The following is a 21,859-nucleotide window of genomic DNA, read 5'->3' on the forward strand; positions in this document are numbered from 1 at the left end:
CCACCCCGGCCGGACCGGGCACCACGAACGGCGCCGCCAACTCCCGCAACCCGCCCACCCGTTCACCCCCGCCCGCGACTCGAAGACCCCCGTCACCGCAGTCAACGAGCACCACCCGCACAGGTCACCCGTTCGCCCCAAGAACTCCCGTTCCCCTCCGGAAGCCGGACCCAGAACACAGCCATGGCAACGGAGAAGACCCCCGGCACACTGCGGATGACCAGACCCACACCCCCGGCCCCCGGCACTCACTCACACTCACACGCACCAAAAATCGCTACCGCTCACTAAATCGGCAGCAGTTCGAAACCCCGCGTGAACCGGGAATGCCGTCCAGGAATGCCGCCCGACACCCGAATTGTTCCACTCATCCTCTGTGTCCTCCTATGCCGATCGCGGGTTTTCCCCATCCCTCCATTTCGATTCGGCCAACCCTCGCCAAACATCCCCCTGTTGCGTAAGGCTGAGCGATCGTCCGGGACCGGATTCCGGACTGTCTCGTTCCTTGACCAGCTAGGGATGCCGATGACACTCACCCCCCAGAGCGATCCGATACCGGGCGCGAGACGCGTGGCCCGGATCGCCGTGGCCGCCGGTCTCGTCGCCGCGCTGGCCGCGGCCGGGCCGATACCCGTGGCCCTCGCCGCGGACCAGGCCCCCTCGGCGGCCGACCCGAGCGTGAAGTCCGCGCACGACAAGCTCGGTTCCGACGACGCCGAGCTGCTCGCCGAGGCCAAGGCCGACGGCGACAAGAGCGTGACCATGATGGTCGCCACCGCGCCGGGCAAGACGGAGCAGGTCGCCGAGCAGCTCGACTCGGTCGACGGCGGCCTGGTCGGCCGTACGTACGACAAGCTCGGCTACGTCCGGGCCACCGTGCCCACCGGCAAGGCGGACGCGGCCATCGCCGCCGCCACCAAGTTGTCCTCCGTGCACGGCATCGACCTGAAGCAGGAGATACCGCTGGAGGACCCGCGGCCGAACGCGGGCTCCACGAAGGGCACCGGGGCCACCGGCAGTTACCCCGCCCCCGGCAAGAACACCCCGGCCAAGAACCCGTACAACCCGTCCTTCGAAACCGGTGCCGTCGACTTCGTCGAGGACCACCCGAAGGCGGACGGCCGCGGTATCACCATCGGCATCCTCGACTCGGGTGTGGACCTCGGCCACCCCGCGCTGCAGAAGACGACGACCGGCGAGCGGAAGATCGTCGACTGGGTGACCGCGACGGACCCGGTCGTCGACGGTGACGGCACCTGGCGCCGGATGACCACCTCGGTCAGCGGCCCGACGTTCTCCATCACCACGCCCACCCTCGGCACCGAGACGTTCAAGGCGCCCGAGGGGGCGTACAAGTTCAGCTACTTCGCCGAGTCCGCCACCACCGGTGGCGACATGGCCGGTGACCTGAACCGCGACGGCGACACCACGGACGTCTGGGGCGTGCTGTACGACGCCGCGTCGGGCACCGCGCGCGTCGACCTGGACGACGACCTCGACTTCACCGACGACACCGCGATGAAGCCGTACAAGGACGGCTTCCAGATCGGCTACTTCGGCACCGACAACCCGGCGACCGAGATCGTCGAGCGAATACCGTTCGTGGTCGAGATCCGCAAGGACGTCGTCTACAACGCGGCCGGCGCCAAGGCCGACTACGTCAACATCGGCGTCATCGAGGGCTCCCACGGCACGCACGTGGCCGGCATCACCGCCGCCAACAGCCTGTTCGGCGGCAAGATGAACGGTGCCGCGCCCGGCGCCAAGCTGGTCTCCTCCCGGGCCTGCACCTGGTCCGGCGGCTGCACCAACGTAGCCCTCACCGAGGGCATGATCGACCTGGTCGTCAACCGGGGCGTCGACATCGTCAACATGTCGATCGGCGGCCTCCCGGCGCTGAACGACGGCAACAACGCGCGCGCCGAGCTGTACACGCGCCTGATCGACGAGTACGGCGTCCAGCTGGTGATCTCCGCGGGCAACTCCGGCCCCGGCGCCAACACCATCGGCGACCCGTCCCTCGCCGACAAGGTCATCTCGGTCGGTGCGACCATCTCCCGGGAGACCTGGGCCGCCAACTACGGCTCGAAGGTGGAGAAGCGGTACGCGATGATGCCGTTCTCCTCGCGCGGCCCGCGTGAGGACGGCGGCTTCACGCCGACGCTGTCCGCGCCCGGCGCCGCAATCAACACCACGCAGACCTGGTCGCCCGGCGGCCCGGTCGCCGAGGCCGGTTACAGCCTGCCGCCCGGCTACTCCATGCTCCAGGGCACCTCGATGGCCTCCCCGCAAGCGACCGGCGCCGCAGCGCTGCTGCTGTCCGCCGCGAAGCAGCAGGGCATCGAGCTCACCCCGGCGACCCTGCGCACGGCGCTCACCTCGACCGCCGACCACATCAAGGGTGTGCAGGCGTACGAGGAGGGCGCGGGCCTGGTCGACATCGAGGACGCCTGGGACGCGATCCGCGACGGCGCGAGCGCGCACACGTACGCGGTGAAGGCTCCGGTCGACACCGCGATCGACCAGTTCCTGAAGACCCCGGGCTACGGCACCGGCCTCTACGACCGTGAGGGCGGCCTGAAGGCCGGCCAGAAGAAGACGTACGAGATCACGATCACCCGTACGTCCGGCGCCGACAAGGCGATTTGGCACGAGCTGGACTTCGAGAACAACGCGGGCGGCACCTTCCGGATCGTCGGCTCCGACGAGGTGCGGCTCCCGCTGAACCAGCCGGTCACCGTCAAGGTGCAGGCCGCGCCGAGGTCCGCCGGGCTGAAGAGCGCGATCCTGGAGGTCGACGACCCGCGCACCGAGGGCATCGACAAGCAGATCCTGAACACGGTCGTCGTCTCGGCGCCGCTGAAGTACACCTACTCGGCGTCCGGTTCGGTGCAGCGCAACAGCACCAAGTCGTATTTCGTGACCGTGCCCGAGGGCGCGAAGTCGCTGGAGGTCGCGATCGGCGGGCTGAAGGGCAAGAGCCAGACCCGGTTCATCGCCATCCACCCCTACGGCGTCCCGTTCGACCCGACGTCGACGATCAACTGCTACCCGAACTACGACAACCCGGCCAACACCTGCCGCCCCGACGTGCGTTCGTACGCCGACCCGCAGCCCGGCGTCTGGGAGATCGAGGTCGAGTCGCGCCGTACGTCGCCGCTGCTGGACAACCCGTACAAGCTGGACGTCACCGTCCTCGGCGCGGCCTTCGACCCGGAGACCGTGACCGTGCCCGAGGCCAAGGTCGGCACCCCGGCCGCCGCCTCGTGGAAGGTGACCAACGGCTACGCCGCGATCGACGGCAAGCTGGTCGGCGGGCCGCTCGGCTCGTCGAAGACCACGCGCCCGACGATCAAGCAGGGCGAGACCCAGACGAGCACGGTCGAGGTGCCCGAGGGCGCCACCTCGCTCGACGTCGTCATCGGCAATGTCTCGGACGCGGCCGCCGACCTGGACCTGACGGTCTACGACGCGAGCGGCAAGCAGGTCGGGCAGTCCGCCGACGGCGACTCCGAGGAGCAGGTGACGATCGCCTCCCCGAAGGCCGGCACCTACACCATCGAGGTCGTCGGCTACGCGGTACCGGCCGGCTCCACCGCGTACGACTACCGGGACGTCTTCTTCTCCGCCGCCCTCGGCAGCGTGAGCGTCGACGGCTCGGCAGCGGTGCAGCTCGGCACGGGCGACTCGGCGACGGTCTCCGGCAACGTCACGGCCGCCGCGGCCGCGCCCGAGGGACGTGAGTTCTTCGGCCAGGTGCGGCTGGTCAACGCGCGCGGGACGGTCGCGGGCGTCGGCAATGTGAAGATCGAGAAGGTCACGCCGTAAGTCACCGGTACGGCAATGGGGGCGGGCGTCCGGATGGGCGCCCGCCCCTTCTCATGGGCCCTTCATCGGGATTCGGCAGACCCTCGCATCGCCGACCGGCTACCGTACGAACACGCCGCGTTGCCCACGGTCACCCGAGGAGGAATCCTGTGTCATCGCCCTGCGACCCCGAGCACGCTCCCGTCGGCGATGTGGGCGCGGCGCTCATGATGGTCGACTCTCGGCTCAAAGCCATCTACGACGACAAGACCCGGACCGACACCGAACAACAAGCGCTGACCGAACAGGCCGTCGCGTCCATGGGCCCCGGCGGAGTCGATGATCTGCTGGACGGCGTGTGCACGCTCATCTACATGTTCATGCAGTGGCTGCGCAGGGCGCACGAGGACCACGACAGGGACGTCATCGAGTACGTGGTGCCAAGCCTCGTGGCCTCGATGGGCATGATGCGCAAGAGCGTCCGCCCCGAGGCCATCCCCACCATGGCCGGCCTGGTCATCGCGGCAGGTACGGGCCTGAGCCCCAGCCTGTGGCGCATGCAGTACGGAGACTGGACCGGTGACGAGATGAACGCGCTGGAAGCCACCGCCCTGTTGCTCGCCGAGCACATCAACCGGATCACCGACGACCGTGACTTCGCCGCCCGTCTGATCGCCAATGCTCTGTCCAGCGTGGACCAGTAGTCGGACATGAGGAACATGAGGAGGGGCCGCCCGGTATCGGCCCGGGCGGCCCCTCCTCTCCCCTCCTGATGCGGTCCCGGTCCGTCACTACCGGGGCAGCACCACCACATACGCCGCCGGATCCCGGTCCGCCGACGCCATCAGTGCCGTGCGTACGACCGTCGCCTGCTGTGCCATCGCGTCCCGCAGCTTCTTCGGCGTGATGTGTACGACCGTGATGCCCAGCCGCTCCAGGTGCTCACGCTTGCGGGCGTACTCCGACCACAGGGCGTCGTCCTCCTGCCGATGTCCCGGGCGGGGGGCGCGGGTGTCGAGTTCCAGCGCCACCGCGTGCTCCGGCCAGTAGGCGTCCAGGCCGCCGAGGTGCGGGCCGCCGGGCAGGCGCAGGTCGACGTTCCACACCGGGTCGGGCAGGCCGTACTCCCGGACCATGCGGTAGAGGCGGTCCTCCGCGATCGCCCGGCCCTCGGCCAGCAGCGAGTCCACGGCGTCCACCACATGCGGGCGGCTCAGCAGCCTGGCCTGGTTCAACGCCCGGACGACCGCGGCCGGTTCGCAGTGCCCGCCGCGTACCGCCTCGGTGAGCAGCCGCCGTACCGCCCCGGCGTCCGCGAGGTCGGCCACCGCGTCCGCCAGGGCGCGCGGCACCGGAGCGACCGGCAGGCCCGTGCGCGCTTGCGGCGTGGGCAGCGCGGGGGTGCGCAGCACGCGGATGCAGCCCGTCGAGCGGAGCCGGCGCAGCCGGGGGACGAGGACGTCGATGCGGTCCAGGGAGGGCAGCGGAGGGACGGCGGCGAAGCCGTGCAGGTTCAGCGCGGCGAGGCCCGTGATCATCGCCTCCGGGTACGGCGGGCGGTCCTCCTCGGCGCCGGGTTGGGCGGGGACCCCGGGGGAAGGCTGCCGGGCGGCGTACATGAGCACCGCGTGCAGCCGTTCCTCGCTGGTCGGCGGGCCGGGGTGGAGCAGGTAGACGCCCGGGAGCAGCTGCTGCCAGGGCCCGCCGGGCTTGCAGTGCTCGTTCGTCTCGGCGGCCGAGACACCGTGCGCCCGCAGCTGGGCGGCCGTCATGACCCGACGCCGGCCGTCGGACAGGTGGTGCAGGGGGCGGGGGGAGAGCGGGGTGTCGTGGTTCATGACCCGGGGATTCCCGCACCCGATCGGCCCTTTAACCGTTGTTACACGGCCGTCGACAAAACAGGACAAGCTCGCCCTAAAGGACGCGTGTTCGGATGCCGAGTGGGCAGCCAAAACCCCTGGTCCGTTCGGGTGTGGACCAGGGGTTACGGCTACTGTTGCCTGAATTTCGTAACGGTGACCAACGGCCCAAGCTCAGGCCAAAGCTGCTGGTCAGCTCTCCGCTGCCGCGTCACACGCCTGGCCCCGCAGCGCCCGCGCCAGATCGTCCCGGGCCTCCAGCACCAGCCGGCGCAGAGCCGGGGCGGCGCCCTCGTGCGCCGCCAGCCACGCGTCCGTCGCCGCCAGCGTCTCCGGCGAGTCCTGCAGCGCCGGGAACAGCCCGCGCACCACGTCCATGCCGATCTGGATCGACCGCTCGGTCCACACCCGCTCGATCGCGGCGAAGTACTTCTCGGCGTACGGCGCCAGCAGCTCCCGCTGCGAGGCCTGCTCGAAGCCCGCGATCGTCGCCTCGACCAGCGCGTTGGACAGCGCGTCGGACTCCACGACCTGCGCCCACGCCTGCGCCTTGACCGCCTGCGACGGGCGGGCGGCCAGGCAGCGCACCTGGTGGCGCTTGCCGGAGGCGGTGTCGTCCCGGGCCAGCTCCGCGGCCAGCACCTTCTCGTCGGCGCCCCCGTGCGCGGCGAGCGGCTCCAGGAACGCCCACCGCAGCTCCTGGTCGACGTCGAGGCCCGCGATGGCCGCCGTGCCGTCCAGCAGGTCCCGCAGCAGCTTCAGGCCGACCGGATCCTCGGCCACGCGCGCGTAGAACCGGGCCCACGCCAGCTGGTGCTCGCTGCCCGGCTCGGCGTCGTACAGCTCGCGCCGCGCGCCCTCGGCGAGCAGCCGGCCGCCGGTTTCGCGCCAGTCGGGCGCCGCGTAGTGCTGAAGCGCCGACTCGGCCCAGGCGTGCAGCATCTGCAGCACCCCGATCTCGGACTCGCGCCCCGCGAACCGCAGCACCAGATCCACGAAGTCCCGCGCCGGGAGCAGCGCGTCCCGGGTCATGTTCCACAGCGCCGACCAGCACAGGGCGCGCGCCAGCGGGTCGGTCAGCGCGCCCAGGTGCTGCCGCAGCGTGTCGAGGGACGTCTCGTCCAGGCGGATCTTGCAGTACGTCAGGTCGTCGTCGTTGACCAGCACCAGCTCGGGCGCGGCGGCTCCGGCCAGCTCCGCGACGACCGTGCGCGCGCCGTGCACGTCCACCTCGGCGCGCGCGTACCGCTCAAGCGCCCCCGCGTCCGTACGGCGGTACAGGCCGATCGCCACCCGGTGCGGCCGCAGCTCCGGGTGCGACTCCGCGGCCTCCTGCACCACGGCCAGTTCGTCGATCCGGCCCTGCGTGTCCAGCAGGACCTGCGGGGTGAGCGAGTTGACCCCGGCCTGCTGCAGCCAGGACCGCGCCCACGCCGCCATGTCCCGGCCGCTGGTCTCCTCCAGCACCGACAGCAGGTCGGCGAGGCGCGTGTTGCCGTACGCGTGCCGCTTGAAGTAGCGCCGCGCGCCCTCCAGGAACGCGTCCTGACCGACGTACGCCACCAGCTGCTTGAGCACGGACGCGCCCTTGGCGTAGGTGATGCCGTCGAAGTTGAGCTTGGCGTCCTGCAGGTCGCGGATGTCGGCGGTGACGGGGTGGGTGGAGGGAAGCTGGTCGGCGCGGTAGGCCCAGGCCTTGCGGCGGTTGGCGAAGGTGATCCAGCCGTTCTTGAAGCGGGTGGCGCCGACCAGGGAGAAGGCGCCCATGAAGTCCGCGAAGGACTCCTTCAGCCACAGGTCGTCCCACCACTCCATGGTGACCAGGTCGCCGAACCACATGTGCGCCATCTCGTGCAGGACGACGTTGGCCCGGTTCTCGTACGACGCCTGCGTGACCTTCCCGCGGAAGATGAACTCCTCCTTGAAGGTCACCAGTCCCGGGTTCTCCATCGCGCCCAGGTTGTACTCGGGCACGAACGCCTGGTCGTACTTGCCGAAGGGGTACGGGTAGTCGAAGTGGTCGTGGAAGAAGTCCAGGCCCTGCTTGGTGACCAGGAAGACGTCGTCGGCGTCGAAGTAGGGTGCGAGGCCCTTGCGGCACATCGCGCCGAGCGGGATCTCCAGCTTCGTACCGTCGTCGAACGTACGGGTGTAGGAGTCCGTGACGTAGTGGTACGGGCCCGCAACCACGCAGGTGATGTACGTCGAGATGGGCTTCGTCTCGGCGAACCGCCACGCCCCGTCGGTGCGCTCGCCGACGCCGTTGCTCCACACCGTCCAGCCCTCCGGCGCCCGCACCTCGAAGCGGAAGGGTGCCTTCAGGTCCGGCTGCTCGAAGCCCGCGAAAACCCGCCGCGCGTCGGCCGGCTCGTACTGCGTGTACAGGTACACCTCGCCGTCCTCGGGGTCGACGAAGCGGTGCAGGCCCTCGCCGGTGCGGGAGTAGGCGCACTGGGCGTCGACGATCAGCTCGTTGTCGGCGGCGAGGTCCTCCAGCAGGATGCGGGAGCCGTCGAAGACCTCGCTGGGGTCGAGGTCGCGGCCGTTGAGGGAGAGTGCGGTGACGCTCGGCGCGATCAGGTCGGCGAAGCTCGCCGCGCCCGGCTCGGCGCAGCGGAACCGGATCGTGGTGACCGAGCGGAAGGTGCGCGGCTCGCCGTTCCCGTCGCCGACGGCGGAACGCACGTCGAGGAACACGTCGTACCCGTCGACGGCCAGCAGGGCGGCCCGCTCCCGGGCCTCGTCGCGGGACAGATTCTCACCGGGCACGGGCGGCACTCCCTCGGGTGGTGTTCAGCATGCGGACAGCACCGATCCTGCCATGCGCTGCTGACCCGGGGCAGCCGGGAATGGTGGGACGCGTGGCGGTGTTGTGCGGACATTCCCCGGGAGAATCGCTTCCTCATGAGGAGAGAAATGTCGGACAAGACCCCTGTCGACTTCTGGTTCGACCCGCTGTGCCCCTGGGCCTGGATGACCTCCCGATGGGTGCTGGAGGTGGAGAAGGTCCGTGACATCGAGGTCCGCTGGCATTTGATGAGCCTTGCCGTGCTGAACGAGAACAAGCTGGACGAACTCCCCGAGGAGTATCGCGAGATGCTCTCCACCAAGGCGTGGGGTCCGGTACGGGTCGTCATCGCGGCGCAGCAGGAGCACGGCGCCGAGGTGCTCGGCGACCTCTACACCGCGCTCGGCATCCGCATCCACAACCAGGACCAGGGCGCGGAGAAGGAGACGGTCGCCGCCGCCCTGAAGGACGTGGGCCTGCCCGAGTCCCTCATGGACCACTGGGACTCCACCCCTTACGAGCCCGAGCTGCGCGCCTCCCACAAGGAGGGCATCGACAAGGTCGGCCAGGAGGTCGGCACGCCCGTCATCTCGGTCCCCGGCCCCGACGGCCAGGAGGTCGCCTTCTTCGGCCCGGTCGTCACCCCCGCCCCCAAGGGCGAGGAAGCCGCCCGCCTGTGGGACGGCACCCTCGCGGTGGCCTCGGTCCCCGGCTTCTACGAACTCAAGCGCACCCGCACGAAGGGGCCGGACTTCAGCAACCTGTGAGCCGCCGCCCGATCACCTGAAGGACTCGGGGAGACTGAAGCCCTTGGCCTGGTTGAAGTACGGCTGGACCCACAGGCACCCGCCGTTGGCGCAGCGCCAGTAGCCAGGGGCGTCCTTGATCCCGACGCGACCGGCGATGAAGGACTCCTCCGTCGCGGTGACCTTGCGGAAATCCTGCAGCGTGCCGCCGCAGTTGGGGCAGTGCTTGGTGTCCGGCATGGCCCGGGAGACTAGCCGCCCCCCGCCGTGACGAGGCAGACCGGAATCCGTCCCGCCGCGGCACATTCCGGGCAACCACAGCAGAGGCCCCCCGCGAGTCACGTCCTCGCGGGGGGCCTCCTCTCATCCGCCTGCCCGCGTGAAAGGTGAGAAGACGATCACGAGGCAGGACGATCAGGGGTGGCGGGCTCAGGGGGCCAGGAGCAGGACGTTCGTGCGGGACTTGGCGGCCTCGTAACGCCTCGCTACGTCCTGCCAGTTGACGACCTGCCACATGGCCTCGATGAAGTCGACCTTCTGGTTCCTGTACTGGAGGTAGAAGGCGTGCTCCCAGGCGTCGAAGACCAGGATCGGCGTGGCGCCCTGCCCGACATTGCCCTGGTGGTCGTACACCTGCTCGACGATGAGGCGACCGCTCAGCGGCTCGTACGCCAGTACGCCCCACCCGGAGCCCTGCGTCGTGGCCGCGGCCTTGGACAGCTGCGCCTTGAAGTTGGCGAAGGAGCCGAAGGACTCGGCGATCGCGCCCGCCAGCTCGCCCACGCCGTCCTTCTCCAGGGGCTCGCCGCCGCCGTCGCCGGTCATGTTGTGCCAGTAGATGGAGTGCAGGATGTGCCCGGAGAGGTGGAAGGCCAGGTTCTTCTCCAGGCCGTTGATCGAGCCCCACTGCTCCTTGTCCCGCGCATCGGCGAGCTGCTCCAGTGTGTCGTTCGCCCCCTTCACATAGGCCGCGTGGTGCTTGTCGTGGTGCAGCTCGATGATCTCCGGGCTGATCACAGGGGCGAGTGCGGAGTAGTCGTACGGCAGGTCAGGCAGCGTGTAGACGGGCATGGAGGGTCCCCTCTGGGCTCTTATTGCAACTAACTTGCAACTACAACCTAGCAAGAAGAAGGCCCCCACGTGTGCACGTGGGGGCCCTTTCGGACGGTCGAGCGGCGTCAGCGCCGGGCGCGCGCCCGCTGCCAGGCGTAGCCGACGGCCGCCAGGAACAGCGTCATCCCGCCCGTCGAGTACAACTGCACCCGTGTGCCCGGCTCCCGGGCCATCAGTACGAAGATCGCCGCCATGCCCGCCAGCGCCACCCAGGTCAGCACCGGGAACGCCCACATCCGCACGACCAGCTTCCCGGGCGCCTCCCGCTCCAGCCGGCGGCGCAGCCGCAGCTGCGAGACGGCGATGAAGATCCAGACGACCAGGATGACCGCGCCGATCATGTTCAGCAGCCAGGGGAAGACATCGTCCGGCCGCCAGTAGCTGAGCACCACGCACACGAAACCGAAGAAGCAGGATGCGAGCACCGCGATCCGCGGCACCCCGCCCGACACCCGGCCCAGCGCCTTGGGCCCCTGGTCGCGCCGCACCAGCGAGTAGGCGATGCGCGAGGCGCCGTAGATGTTGGCGTTCATCGCGCTCAGCAGCGCGACCAGCACCACCACGTTCATCAGCTGCCCGGCGCCCGGGATGCCCAGGTGGTCGAGGGTGGCGACGTACGGGCCGTCCTCGACGACGGCCTTCGAGTCCCACGGGACGAGAGTGACGACGACCGCCATCGAGCCGATGTAGAACAGCGCGATGCGCCACATCGCCGTACGGACCGCGCTCGCCACACCCCGCACCGGGTCCTCCGACTCGGCCGCCGCGATGGTGACGGTCTCCAGACCGCCGTACGCGAACACCGAGGCGAGCAGGCCGATCACCAGCCCCTCCCCGCCGCCCGGCATGAAGTCCGTCAGATTGCTCGCGCCGGGGGAGTCCGTACCGGGCAGAACGCCCGCGATCGCCAGTACGCCCAGCACCAGGAACAGCGTGATCGCGCCGACCTTCAGCGCGGCGAACCAGAACTCGAACTCACCGAAGTTCTTCACGGCGGCGAGGTTCGCCCCGCAGAACACCAGCATGAACAGCGCCACCCACGCCCACTCCGGGGTGCCCGGCAGCCAGCCGCTGACGATCTTCGCGGCACCGATGCCCTCCAGCCCGACGGCCGTGCACAGCAGCACCCAGAACGCCCAGCCCACGGTGAACCCGGCCCACGGCCCGATCGCCCGCTCGGCATGCGCGGAGAACGACCCCGACGACGGATACGCGGCCGACATCTCGCCCAGCATCCGCATCACCAGCATCACCAGGACGCCGGAGAGGATGTAGGCGACGACGATCGACGGCCCGGCGGCGGCGATCCCCGCGCCGGAGCCGACGAACAGCCCGGCGCCGATCACACCCCCCAGGGCGATCATCGACAGATGGCGCTGCTTCAGTCCGTGGGACAGGGACGCGTCCGCCTCGGGCGGGGCCTCTACGGGGGTGGTGCGGGACATGGGGCGCGGCTCGTCCAGTACGTGAGGGGACAATGGGGACAACCGTACGGAGTGTAGAGGCCGGGGCCGGGTTTCCCCGTGTCCGCCCATTTGGCGAGACCCTACAGACCCCGTATCGCCCCTCCCGAGTGAGCCACACGTCGCCACCTCAGTGACCGGTATCACGCCCGTTCACGTGTAACCACCACTCTTTGTAAGGAGCCCACCACAGTCGCGCTCGCGCCTTTGTCGGGCGGTGACGGTGGTCGGCCCCGGGGCCCTGGGTTAGCGTCACGGTGTCCCGAACCGCCCTCACTCGCGGAGTCCCCATGAGCACCGCTGCCGCCGCCCCCATTCGCCCGGGCCAGGTCCTCGCCGACCTGCTCCCCGCCTCCCGCGTCCGCGACGTCGCGCTCGTCCTGGGCGGCGCCGTGCTCACCGGCCTCGCGGCCCAGCTCGCCGTGCCGATCCCGGGCACCCCGGTGCCGGTGACCGGCCAGACCTTCGCCGCGCTGCTCGTCGGCACCGCCCTCGGCGCCGGGCGCGGCTTCCTCTCGCTCGCGCTGTACGCGCTCGCCGGTGTCGCCGGTGTGCCGTGGTTCGCGGACGGCGGCTCCGGCGCGGCCGCCCCGTCCTTCGGCTACGTCATCGGCCTGCTGCTGGCCGCCACCGCCGTCGGCGCACTGGCCCGCCGGGGCGCCGACCGCTCGCCGTGGCGGATGGCGGGCGCGATGCTCCTGGGCGAGGCGATCATCTACGCCGTCGGCGTCCCGTACCTGGCCCTCGCCACCGGCATGTCCGCCTCCGCCGCGCTCGCGGCCGGACTCACGCCGTTCCTGATCGGGGACGCGGTGAAGGCGGCGCTGGCGATGGGGCTGCTGCCGGCGGCGTGGAAGCTCGTCGGCAAGCGCTGATCGCCTGGTGGGTGTTACGGAGGGCCGGGGCGGCGCATCAGCCGCTGCCCGGCCCTCCGCGCTTTTCTGCTGTGCCGCGTTCTTACGCCGGTTGCCGCCGGGACCACCACAGTCCCGCCGCCCCCGCCGCGACCAGCGCCGCGCCGGCCGCGCCCAGCGGCAGGACGTCACGGACGGGACCGGTCCTGGGCAGCTCGTCGCCGCCCGGTGCCACCGGCTTGTTGTCGGTGCCGAGCAGCAGGGGCGTGGCCGGGGCGTTCGGTGACGGGTTCGTCGTACCGAACGGGACCGGGCCCTGCTGCCAGAACGTCTTGCTTCCGTCGCTGTTCTGGACGGGCAGACAGATCTTTCCGGTCTTGCTCAGGTCGTAGGTCGCGTCGACGTCGTACGACTTCGACGCACCCGCCGCCAGATTGTCCAGCGGGCAGGCGAAACCGCTGTTGGAACCCTCCGGCAGATCACTTTCCGGTATCGCGGAGCAGCCCTCGACATTCGTGACCGTCAGCCCGTCGAAACCGACGACCAGGAGTTTGACCGGACCGCTGTCCTGCGCCCCCTCGTTCTTCACGGTGGCGGTCATCGTCGTTTTCTCCGAATCATTGTCGACCGAGATCTTCTCGGGCAGGAGCGTGGTCAGTTCCACGCCCGCCGGTGCCTTGTCGATGGACTTTCCCCCCTTGGCGCTGCCCGGTCCCTGGTCGTCCGCCCCGGCGGTGCCGGAAAGGATCAGTGCGGCCGAGAAAGATGCCGCTACCAGCGATCCGATGATGGCCGTCGTGCGGCTCCTCTTCCGACGAGAACTCATGTTCGTCCCCCTTGTCTGCGCCTGAATTCGCAGTACTTGAAGAGGTACCACAAGATTTCTCCGCACTATGCTGGTACGGCCTGACGTGTGGCCATTGGGGCGGCGTTGAGGGGGGTGCAGCGAATTGCCGGGGAATACGCGAAGTTCCGGTGTTCCAGGGTTACTGGTGGCAGGGCGCTATCGGTTGGCCGAAAGCATTGGGCAGGGGGGAATGGGGCGGGTGTGGCGAGCCGCCGACGAAATGCTCGACCGGCCGGTAGCCGTCAAGGAAATGCGCATCGACGGTCTGGACGCCGAGGACGCCCGCACCCGCCGCGAACGCACCCTGCGTGAGGCGCGGGCCACCGCGCGGATCGACCATCCCCACGTCGTGCGCGTCTACGACGTGGTGGACGAGGGTGAGCGCCTGTGGATCGTCATGGAGTTGGTGGCCGGGCGGTCCCTGGAACGGATCATGGCCGAGGACGGGCCGCTCGGGCCGGGCGAGGCCGCCCGGATCGGGCTGGGGCTGGTGGAGGCGCTGCGCGAGGTGCATGCGCGCGGGGTGCTGCACCGGGACATCAAGCCGGGGAACGTGCTGGTCGAGGGGGCCGGACGCCGGGTCGTGCTCACCGACTTCGGCATCGCGGCGATCCAGGACGCCAAGGCGCTGACCATGGCCGGGATGCTGGTCGGTTCGCCCGACTACATGGCCCCCGAGCGAATCTCCGGGCGGCCGCAGGGGCCACCGTCGGACGTGTGGTCGCTCGGAGCGACGCTGTCGGCGGCACTGGCCGGGCAGTCCCCGTTCTCCCGGGACACAACGCTGGCGACGTTGCACGCGGTGCTGTACGAGGAGCCCGAACTGCCCCCGTCGGCGGGTCCGTTGAGGGGGCTGCTCGGGGCGCTGCTGCGGAAGGATCCCGGGGGACGGCCGGGGTTGGCGGAAGTGGAGGCGGTGCTGCGGGGGGTGGGGTTTCCGGAGCCGAGGGTCGTGCCTTTGCCGACGGTTGTTGTGGGTGAGCCGGGGGTGGGGGCGGTGGGGCCGGGGGCTGAGATGGGGCTGGGGGTCGGGTCGGTGGCGCCGGGGGTGGAGACGGGCCTCGGGGCGGGGCCGTCGGTGCCGGGGCCGGAGATGGCGCCGGGATTGGAGACGGGGCTGGAGGGCGGGCCGTTGGTGCGGGGGCGGGAGGCGGCGCCGGGATTGGAGACGGGGCCGGGGTCCGGGCCGTCGGTGCCGGGGCGGGAGGCGGCGCCGGGATTGGAGACGGGGCCGGGGGTCGGGCCGTCGGTGCGGGAGCCGGAGGCGGGGCTGGGGGTCGGCTCGTCGGTGCGGGGGCCGGAGACGGCGCCGGGATTGGAGACGGGGCTGGGGTCCGGGCCGTCGGTGCCGGGGCGGGAGGCGGCGCCGGGATTGGAGACGGGGCTGTGGGCCGGGTCGTCGGTGCCGGGGGCCGTTTCGGGTTCAGCGCCGGGACCGGGGGCATCGCCCGTTCCGGCTTCAGCGTCGGCGCCGGGGTCCGTTCCCACGCCGACGCCGACGCCGACGTCGGCTCCGGCTGACGCGCCGACGCCGGTTCTGGTGACGCCTCCACCAGTAAAGCGGGCCGGTGTCTCCCTGGCGCGGGCGCAGGCCGTGACCGAGCGGCGTGCGGTGCCCGGAGTCGGGGAGGTGCCGCCGGGGAGTGAACTGCCCGGTCCCGCGGGCCCGTCCGGGCCGTCACCTCGGTCGCGTCGGACGACGGTGGTCGCCGTGGCGGGCGTGCTGACGGCTGCCGCGGTGGCCGGGATCGTCTGGTCGGCGACATCCAGGGCGCCGGACGGCACCCGGACGGACGGCTCACCACCACCCGCGGCGGCCTCTCCTACGGTCGCGGGCACGTCCCGGCCGCCGACCCTGCCGCCGGGTGCGCACGAGGAGGCCGGGGGTTACGCGTGGGTGACACCCGAGGGCTGGCGGCGGGATGTGAAGACGGGCTCGGAGGTGCACTACACCTCTCCCGACGGCACCCAGGAACTGGTCGCCAAGTCCTCCCTGGCCCGCGGCGACCTGATGGACACCTGGCGCACCTCGGAACGCAACGCCCACCAGGGGCGGGACTATCGCAAGATCCGCCTGGAGGAGACGACGTTCCGCGGCTACCCGGCGGTGGTCTGGGAGTACACCTTCACGCTGGACGGCGTCCCGTGGCACGCCCGGCTGCTGGGCTTCGACGCGAGGGGGAAGTCGTACCAGATCAATACGTGGTACCAGCCGGCCGGGGAGGACACAGCACTGGCGATCTACGAGAACGTGAAGGAGAGCTTCACGCTGCTGTGAGGGCACAGCGGCGTGAAGCTCTCCCCGGGCGCTGCCTAGTCCCGCACCTTGGTGGTCTGCGGGTCGGCCTGGAGGGCGTCCCTCTTCGACGTCCGCTGCCGGACCACGGCGATGGCGAGCACCACCGCCGCGACGAGCAGCGACAGCAGTACGGTCTTGCGTCCGTCGTGCTCGGTGTCGGTCAGCATGTAGCCGAGCACGAAGACGATCAACGCGGCGGTGGCCCAGGTCAGATACGGGTACAGCCACATCCGCACGACCAGCTTCTCCGGCGCCTCCCGCTGGATGATCTTCCGCATCCGCAGCTGCGAGAAGCAGATGACGAGCCAGACGAACAGCGCCACGGCACCGCTGGAGTTCACCAGGAACAGGAAGACGGAGTCCGGGAACTTGTAGTTGAAGAAGACGGCCACGAAACCGAAGACGACGGAGACGAGGATCGCCGTCCGCGGCACGCCCTGACCGGTGGTCCGCGCGAAGGACTTCGGCGCGTCACCGCGCTGGCCGAGCGAGAAGGCCATGCGGGAGGCGGTGTAGAGGCCGGAGTTGAGGCAGGACAGCACGGAGGTCAGCACGATGAAGTTCATGATCTGACCGGCGTGCGGGATGCCGAGGGAGTCCAGGGCGGCGACGTACGAGCCGTCCTTCTGGATCGACGGGGCGTCCCACGGCAGCAGGGCGACGACGACGAAGATCGAACCGAGGTAGAAGACGGCGACGCGCCAGATGATGCTGTTGGTGGCCTTGGTGACCGCCCGCTGCGGGTCCTCGGACTCACCGGCGGCCAGGGTGGCGATCTCGCTGCCCATGAAGGAGAACACGACGAGCAGCACACCGGTCAGGATCGCGCCGGCCCCGTTGGGCAGGAAGCCGCCGTGGTCGGTGAGGTTGGCCAGCCCGGCCTGCTCGCTGTCGACGCCGGGCAGCAGCCCGAAGACGGCGAGCCCGCCGATGACGATGAACGCCGAGATGGCGACGACCTTGATCCCGGCGAACCAGAACTCGAACTCGCCGTAGGAGCCGACGGAGACCAGGTTGGTGGCGGTGAGCACCACCATCACGATCAGGGCCCACCCCCACTGGGGAACGGCCGGAATCCACCCGTTGAGGATCACGGCACCCGCGGTCGCCTCCACGGCCAGCACCACGACCCAGAAGAACCAGTACAGCCAGCCGATGGTGAACCCGGCCCAGGGCCCGAGCGCCCGGTCGGCGTGCGCCGAGAACGAACCCGAGGTCGGATTGGCCGCGGACATCTCACCGAGCATGCGCATCACCAGCACCACGAGCGTGCCGACGAGAGCGTAGGAGAGGAGGATGCCGGGGCCGGCGGTGGCGATGCCGGAGGAGGACCCCACGAAGAGTCCGGCGCCGATGACACCGCCGATGGCGATCATCGACAGATGGCGGTTCTTGAGCCCTGCCTGGAGGCCTGTTCCGGAACCGGGATCGCCGGTTCCACCGTGGTCTCCGGGGCCGCTTCCGGCCTTCGTCAGGGTCGGCTGCGAAGTCATGGACGGATTTCCTTTGCGCCGGGTGAGCTGTTTCCCGTACGAGCGGTGTACGAGTCGGACCAGTGAATCCGAGGTGAAGGAATTCTTGAACCTTTGATTCCGGATCGTTACTTGAGGTTTTCCTGAGCTTCGGTGGTGTTGCTCACACTTTTCGGGCAGTTTTCGGCGGCGGCCACCCGGCCCTGCTGCCCCGCCCGGCGCATGTCACACTCGTCCCATGCGCGTGTACCTCGGCTCCGACCATGCCGGCTACGAACTGAAGAACCACCTCGTCGAGTGGCTCAAGGCGGCCGGTCACGACCCCGTCGACTGCGGCCCCCACATCTACGACGCCCAGGACGACTACCCGCCCTTCTGCCTCCGCGCCGCGGAGCGCACGGCGTCCGACCCGGAGTCCCTGGGCATCGTGATCGGCGGCTCGGGCAACGGCGAGCAGATCGCCGCGAACAAGGTCAAGGGCGTCCGCGCGGCGCTGGCCTGGAGCGAGGAGACGGCGTCGCTCGGCCGACAGCACAACAACGCCAACGTGATCGCGGTCGGCGCCCGGATGCACACGCTGGACGAGGCGACGAAGTTCGTGGAGACGTTCCTGAACACGCCGTTCACGAACGAGGAGCGCCACGTCCGGCGCATCGAGATGCTGTCGGCGTACGAGACGAAGGGTGAGCTGCCGCCGATCCCGGCGCATCATCCGCAGCAGGACTGAGGCTGCCCTGCGGGGCTGGGCGGCGGGAACTGACGCTGCCCCTGTGGGGCGCGGCGGCAGGGAAGAAGACTGCCCTTGCCGGGCTTGGCGGCAGGGACTGAGACTGCCCTTGCCGGGCTTGGCGGCAGGGGCTGAGACCGCCCCTGCGGGCCTAGGGCGGTAGGGATTGGGACTGCCCCCCGGGGCTGGGCAGCGGGATTGGGACTGCCCTGCGGGGGTGGGCAGCATGATTGAGATCGCCCCTGCGGGGCCGGGCGGCAGGAACTGAGACTGCCCCTGCGGGCCTACGCGGCAGGGATTGACACTGCCCCCGGGGGGGGCTGGAAGGACCAGGAACCGTGCCAGAGGGGCACACGATTCACCGGCTGGCGCAGGACTACGCCGCCCGCTTCTCCGGCACGGCCCCTCGGGTCACCAGCCCCCAGGGCAAGTTCTCGGACGCCGCGGACCTCCTGGACGGGGCCGTCCTGACCGCGACCGAGGCCCACGGCAAGCACCTCTTCCTGCGCTTCCGCGACGCCGACTGGGTCCACATCCACCTGGGCCTGTTCGGCAAGGTCGCCTTCGGTGACACCCCGGCCCCGCCGCCCACCGACACCGTCCGCCTGCGCCTCGCCAACGACACCGCGTACGTCGACCTGCGCGGGCCGACCACCTGCGCCCTGATCCCCGAGCAGGAGAAGCAGGCGATACACGACCGCCTCGGCCCCGACCCGCTCCGCGACGACGCCGACCCCGGCGCCGCGTACCGGCGGATCTCCCGCAGCCGCACCACGATCGCCGCCCTCCTCATGGACCAGAAGGTCATCGCCGGCGTCGGCAACGTCTACCGCGCGGAAGTCCTCTTCCGTCACCGGATCGACCCATACCGCCCGGGCAAGGACATCACCCCCACCGAGTGGGACGCGCTCTGGACCGACCTCGTCGACCTCATGCGCGAGGGCGTACGGCACAACCGCATCGACACCGTCCGCCCCGAGCACACCCCCGAGGCCATGGGCCGCCCACCCCGCGTCGACGACCACGGCGGCGAGGTCTACGTCTACCGCCGGGCCAACCAGCCCTGCCACATCTGTGGCGGCGAGATCCGCACCGCCGACCTCGCCGCCCGCAACCTCTTCTGGTGCCCCACCTGCCAGCGCAACTGACCGCCCGGACCGGGGTCGGCCGTCAGAACCCGTGCGGCAACCAGGGCGCCACAGCACCCCCGAACCCCACCGCCGCCTCCGCCAGAGCCCCGGCCCGAAGCTCCCGCACCCGCCCGGCCGCCCCCAGCGCCCGGAGGCTCACCCCACCGAGATACGCCGCCCCCAGCTCCCGTACCGACAGCGCGAGATCAGCCGCGTCGGACGTACGCGAACACGTCGCACCCTTCGCGTCCCCCGACAGCCGCCAACGCCCCGCGTTCCAGGGGCAGAATTCGTCCTCCACCTCGAACACGACGTCCACCGGCCCCTGATACGTACGGGCCTCCAGCGCGGCCCCGACGTCCACCAGCCGCACGTACAGCGAATCCCGCGACCGCCTCCGGCAGCGCCGGATGTCGGACACCTGGTACTGCCACACGTCATCGACCGGCCGCCCCCGCACGGTCAGCGTCGTCGTCAGGTCGATCCCGAACAGAAACCGCCACAAGGCGCCCTCGGTCGCCGGATCGAGCGCCGCGAAGTCGTCCGGGATCACCGTGCCGTTGTGCCCGGTCTCGCCCCACCCGAGCTTGACCTGGAACCGCGCGTACCCCGCGACCTCGCCATCCCGCTCGGCGACGACACACTGCAACGGCGACGCCCCGTCCCGCTCGCTCTCCGGATCGAGCAGCCCCACCCGCTCCCACCCCGGCTGCCGCGCCAGCATCCCGGGCCGCAGCGGCACCAGCCGGGCGTACACGTCCTCACACACGTCGAGGACATCGGCGGGCGCCGCGTACCGCAGCCGTACGTCATCGGCGCCGGCCGGCACCGACAGCCGTACCCGACTGGTGTCGATCTCGGCGCTCAGGCTGTAGGTCGCTGCGGCGTACCCGAAGCGGCCATAGATCGCGGGTTCGGACGCGGTGAGCACCGCCAGCGGCTCACCCCAGGACCGTACGTCGTCCAGCTGCCGCCGCATCATGGACGTCAGCACCCCGCGCCGACGGTGTGTGGCCGCCACCCCGACCATCGTCACGCCCGCCGCGGGCACCGAGGCCCCGCCCGGCACGGTCAACCGGAACGTGAACGCCCCGGCCGTACCCACGCACGCGTCGCCCTCCCAGACCGCCAGCGAAGGTCGAACTCGGTGAGCGCGTTCCACAGCTCCCGCTCCTCGGCGGACTCCGGCACCCCGCCGAAGGCGCGGATCAGGGTGTCGTACCACGGATCGAAGTCGTCCGGTCGCAGCACCCGCAGCTCGGTACCCGGGCCGGTCAGGAAGTCAGTTGCCATGGGCCATGCCTATCAGGGCATTGAGGGACGAGCGAGGGAATTTCCCTCTGACGTCTCTTTCCGTGAAGTTCACTGTGAAGTCGAGCCTCGGACGGGGGACAAGTGGGACCTCCCGTGCCAAGGAGCTGGTCCGATGGATAGGGTCCCGAACTAATGGCAGCAGGACGAGAGCGGCGCGCGGCGGCCGAGACGTTCACGGCCCGGTTGAAGATGAAGTGGCACCGGGCCCGCGTCGGCCTGCGCAGAAGCGGCGTCGACTACTTCCGCGGCGACGGCTCCGACTGGGTCGCCCTGGCCGGTCTGCTCCTCACCATTCCCCTGATCACCGCCGGCACGCTCGCCAACTCGGTGTGGTGCTCCCCGGCCGTACTGGTCCTGCCGATCGTCGCGGGCGGCCTGCTGCTGCGCCCGGCCAGCCTGCTCGGCCTGTACGCGGCGGCCGCCACGGCACTGATCGTGGAGTCGATACAGCTCGGCCCGTACACGGAGGGCCCGTCGCGGGTGACGCCGGGCGTCGTCCTGGTCGTCGCCGCGTGCGGCTTCTTCGGTCTGCTGATCGCCCAGTTCCGCAGCCGCGTCGGCGTGCCCTGGCGGCGCGGCGGCACGATGCTGTTCGACCTGCGCGAACGCATCCGGGTGCAGAGCAAGCTGCCGAAGCTGCCGCAGGGCTGGCACCGCGAGATGGCGCTGCGCCCGGCGGGCGGCCAGTCCTTCTCGGGCGACTTCGTGGTCGCGGCGCGTACGAACGGCGGCCGCACCCTGGAGGTCGTCCTCACGGACGTCTCCGGCAAGGGCATGGACGCGGGTTCGCGGGCGCTGTTGCTGTCGGGTGCGTTCGGCGGCCTGCTGGGCAGCCTGCCCCCGCACGCCTTCCTCCCGGCCGCCAACGGCTACCTGCTCCGCCAGGACTGGGACGAGGGCTTCGCGACGTCCATCCACCTCGTCCTCGACCTGGACTCCGGCGACTACGAGCTGTACTCCGCCGGGCATCCGCCAGGGCTCCAGCTCAGCGCGGGCAGCGGCCGCTGGGAGGAGAAGGCGGCCGAGGGGCCGCTCCTGGGTGTGTACGACGGCGCCCAGTTCGACCCTGTAAAGGGCTCTTTGCGCCCTGGTGACGTATTGATGCTCTTCACGGACGGCCTGGTGGAAACCTCCGACCGCGACATCGTCGAGGGCATCGACCGCCTCACCGGCGAGGCCGACCGCTATGTCACCGGCGGCTTCCAGGGCGCCGCCTGGCACCTCATCGAGGCGGTGGCGAAGGACGTCAACGACGACCGCGCCCTCCTCCTGATCTGCCGCGAAGGCCCGACGGCGGCTGCGGCACGCTGAGTCGTGCGGGGCCTGTCCTGCGGAACTTCTGTAGCGCAGCTGTGAAGTTGAGTGGTTGCGGGTGCGATGGCCGGCTGTGAACATGGTGGAGACACAAATGTTCAGCGAGACCAATGTGCGTATGGGGGA

The 21,859-nt window shown here is 70.4% G+C and carries 15 protein-coding genes and 1 pseudogene; 8 read left to right on the forward strand and 8 right to left on the reverse strand.

The genetic code is table 11. From position 1 onward, the window contains the following. Positions 1–525 precede the first annotated feature (525 nt). Positions 526–3,828, forward strand: a complete 3,303-nt coding sequence (locus SSP24_RS39860) for a S8 family serine peptidase (protein WP_141315760.1) — start codon at positions 526–528, stop codon at positions 3,826–3,828. Between the two features lie 149 nt (positions 3,829–3,977). Then, on the forward strand, positions 3,978–4,511 hold the full coding sequence (locus SSP24_RS39865) for a hypothetical protein (protein ID WP_141315762.1): 534 nt from the start codon (positions 3,978–3,980) through the stop codon (positions 4,509–4,511). 87 nt (positions 4,512–4,598) lie between these two features. Here the strand turns inward: SSP24_RS39865 and SSP24_RS39870 are convergent, their stop codons facing one another. Continuing rightward, positions 4,599–5,645 carry a hypothetical protein gene (locus tag SSP24_RS39870; protein WP_167529845.1) on the reverse strand — a complete coding sequence of 349 codons (1,047 nt, stop codon included), beginning with the start codon at positions 5,643–5,645 and terminating at the stop codon, positions 4,599–4,601. A 213-nt stretch (positions 5,646–5,858) separates the two neighbouring features. Next, a complete protein-coding gene (gene pepN / locus SSP24_RS39875; protein ID WP_141315767.1) occupies positions 5,859–8,435 on the reverse strand; it encodes an aminopeptidase N in 2,577 nt (858 codons plus the stop codon). 147 nt (positions 8,436–8,582) lie between these two features. Here pepN and SSP24_RS39880 point away from each other — a divergent pair, with 147 nt between their 5' ends. Further along, positions 8,583–9,221, forward strand: coding sequence for a mycothiol-dependent nitroreductase Rv2466c family protein (locus tag SSP24_RS39880; RefSeq protein ID WP_167529846.1), 639 nt, complete (start codon positions 8,583–8,585; stop codon positions 9,219–9,221). A gap of 12 nt (positions 9,222–9,233) precedes the next feature. Here SSP24_RS39880 and SSP24_RS39885 read toward each other — a convergent pair whose 3' ends face one another. The 3 genes from SSP24_RS39885 to SSP24_RS39895 form a co-directional block, all read right to left on the reverse strand. After that, complete coding sequence (locus tag SSP24_RS39885; protein ID WP_141315771.1) at positions 9,234–9,440, reverse strand: hypothetical protein; 207 nt, start codon at positions 9,438–9,440, stop codon at positions 9,234–9,236. A gap of 189 nt (positions 9,441–9,629) precedes the next feature. After that, on the reverse strand, positions 9,630–10,271 hold the full coding sequence (locus SSP24_RS39890) for a superoxide dismutase (protein ID WP_141315773.1): 642 nt from the start codon (positions 10,269–10,271) through the stop codon (positions 9,630–9,632). A 107-nt stretch (positions 10,272–10,378) separates the two neighbouring features. Further along, complete coding sequence (locus SSP24_RS39895; protein ID WP_141315775.1) at positions 10,379–11,758, reverse strand: amino acid permease; 1,380 nt, start codon at positions 11,756–11,758, stop codon at positions 10,379–10,381. A 308-nt stretch (positions 11,759–12,066) separates the two neighbouring features. Here SSP24_RS39895 and SSP24_RS39900 point away from each other — a divergent pair, with 308 nt between their 5' ends. After that, positions 12,067–12,651 carry a biotin transporter BioY gene (locus tag SSP24_RS39900; protein WP_141315777.1) on the forward strand — a complete coding sequence of 195 codons (585 nt, stop codon included), beginning with the start codon at positions 12,067–12,069 and terminating at the stop codon, positions 12,649–12,651. A gap of 82 nt (positions 12,652–12,733) precedes the next feature. Here SSP24_RS39900 and SSP24_RS39905 read toward each other — a convergent pair whose 3' ends face one another. Further along, entirely contained in the window at positions 12,734–13,456 is a 723-nt protein-coding gene (locus SSP24_RS39905; protein WP_141315779.1) for a hypothetical protein, read from the reverse strand. A gap of 166 nt (positions 13,457–13,622) precedes the next feature. On the opposite strand from SSP24_RS39905, the gene SSP24_RS39910 reads away from it, so the two are divergent. Beyond that, positions 13,623–15,755: a protein kinase domain-containing protein gene (locus SSP24_RS39910; RefSeq protein WP_506005160.1), complete on the forward strand. Its 2,133-nt coding sequence runs from the start codon at positions 13,623–13,625 to the stop codon at positions 15,753–15,755. Positions 15,756–15,790: 35 nt separating this feature from the next. Here the strand turns inward: SSP24_RS39910 and SSP24_RS39915 are convergent, their stop codons facing one another. Beyond that, the gene (locus SSP24_RS39915) at positions 15,791–17,269 is read right to left on the reverse strand and encodes an amino acid permease (RefSeq protein WP_141315781.1); all 1,479 of its coding nucleotides are present in this window, start codon (positions 17,267–17,269) and stop codon (positions 15,791–15,793) included. A 217-nt stretch (positions 17,270–17,486) separates the two neighbouring features. Between SSP24_RS39915 and SSP24_RS39920 the strand changes: the two genes are divergently transcribed. Continuing rightward, positions 17,487–17,975: a ribose-5-phosphate isomerase gene (locus tag SSP24_RS39920; protein WP_141315783.1), complete on the forward strand. Its 489-nt coding sequence runs from the start codon at positions 17,487–17,489 to the stop codon at positions 17,973–17,975. A 338-nt stretch (positions 17,976–18,313) separates the two neighbouring features. Then, complete coding sequence (locus SSP24_RS39925; protein WP_141315786.1) at positions 18,314–19,123, forward strand: Fpg/Nei family DNA glycosylase; 810 nt, start codon at positions 18,314–18,316, stop codon at positions 19,121–19,123. 22 nt (positions 19,124–19,145) lie between these two features. Here the strand turns inward: SSP24_RS39925 and SSP24_RS39930 are convergent. Continuing rightward, a pseudogene (locus tag SSP24_RS39930) lies at positions 19,146–20,398 on the reverse strand (GNAT family N-acetyltransferase). 153 nt (positions 20,399–20,551) lie between these two features. Here SSP24_RS39930 and SSP24_RS39935 point away from each other — a divergent pair. Beyond that, a complete protein-coding gene (locus tag SSP24_RS39935; protein ID WP_141315788.1) occupies positions 20,552–21,730 on the forward strand; it encodes a PP2C family protein-serine/threonine phosphatase in 1,179 nt (392 codons plus the stop codon). Positions 21,731–21,859: the final 129 nt, after the last annotated feature.

The sequence above is a fragment of the Streptomyces spinoverrucosus genome, assembly GCF_006539505.1.
In the GTDB taxonomy this organism is placed as follows: domain Bacteria; phylum Actinomycetota; class Actinomycetes; order Streptomycetales; family Streptomycetaceae; genus Streptomyces; species Streptomyces spinoverrucosus.

Bases quoted from the DNA above. Each gene is read 5' to 3' on its own strand.
- SSP24_RS39890 (WP_141315773.1), bottom strand. From the start codon at position 10,271: ATGCCCGTCTACACGCTGCCTGACCTGCCGTACGACTACTCCGCACTC.
- SSP24_RS39870 (WP_167529845.1), bottom strand. From the start codon at position 5,645: ATGAACCACGACACCCCGCTCTCCCCCCGCCCCCTGCACCACCTGTCC.
- SSP24_RS39915 (WP_141315781.1), bottom strand. From the start codon at position 17,269: ATGACTTCGCAGCCGACCCTGACGAAGGCCGGAAGCGGCCCCGGAGAC.
- SSP24_RS39860 (WP_141315760.1), top strand. From the start codon at position 526: ATGACACTCACCCCCCAGAGCGATCCGATACCGGGCGCGAGACGCGTG.
- SSP24_RS39900 (WP_141315777.1), top strand. From the start codon at position 12,067: ATGAGCACCGCTGCCGCCGCCCCCATTCGCCCGGGCCAGGTCCTCGCC.
- SSP24_RS39905 (WP_141315779.1), bottom strand. From the start codon at position 13,456: ATGAGTTCTCGTCGGAAGAGGAGCCGCACGACGGCCATCATCGGATCG.
- SSP24_RS39880 (WP_167529846.1), top strand. From the start codon at position 8,583: ATGTCGGACAAGACCCCTGTCGACTTCTGGTTCGACCCGCTGTGCCCC.
- SSP24_RS39895 (WP_141315775.1), bottom strand. From the start codon at position 11,758: ATGTCCCGCACCACCCCCGTAGAGGCCCCGCCCGAGGCGGACGCGTCC.
- SSP24_RS39935 (WP_141315788.1), top strand. From the start codon at position 20,552: ATGGCAGCAGGACGAGAGCGGCGCGCGGCGGCCGAGACGTTCACGGCC.
- SSP24_RS39920 (WP_141315783.1), top strand. From the start codon at position 17,487: ATGCGCGTGTACCTCGGCTCCGACCATGCCGGCTACGAACTGAAGAAC.
- SSP24_RS39885 (WP_141315771.1), bottom strand. From the start codon at position 9,440: ATGCCGGACACCAAGCACTGCCCCAACTGCGGCGGCACGCTGCAGGAT.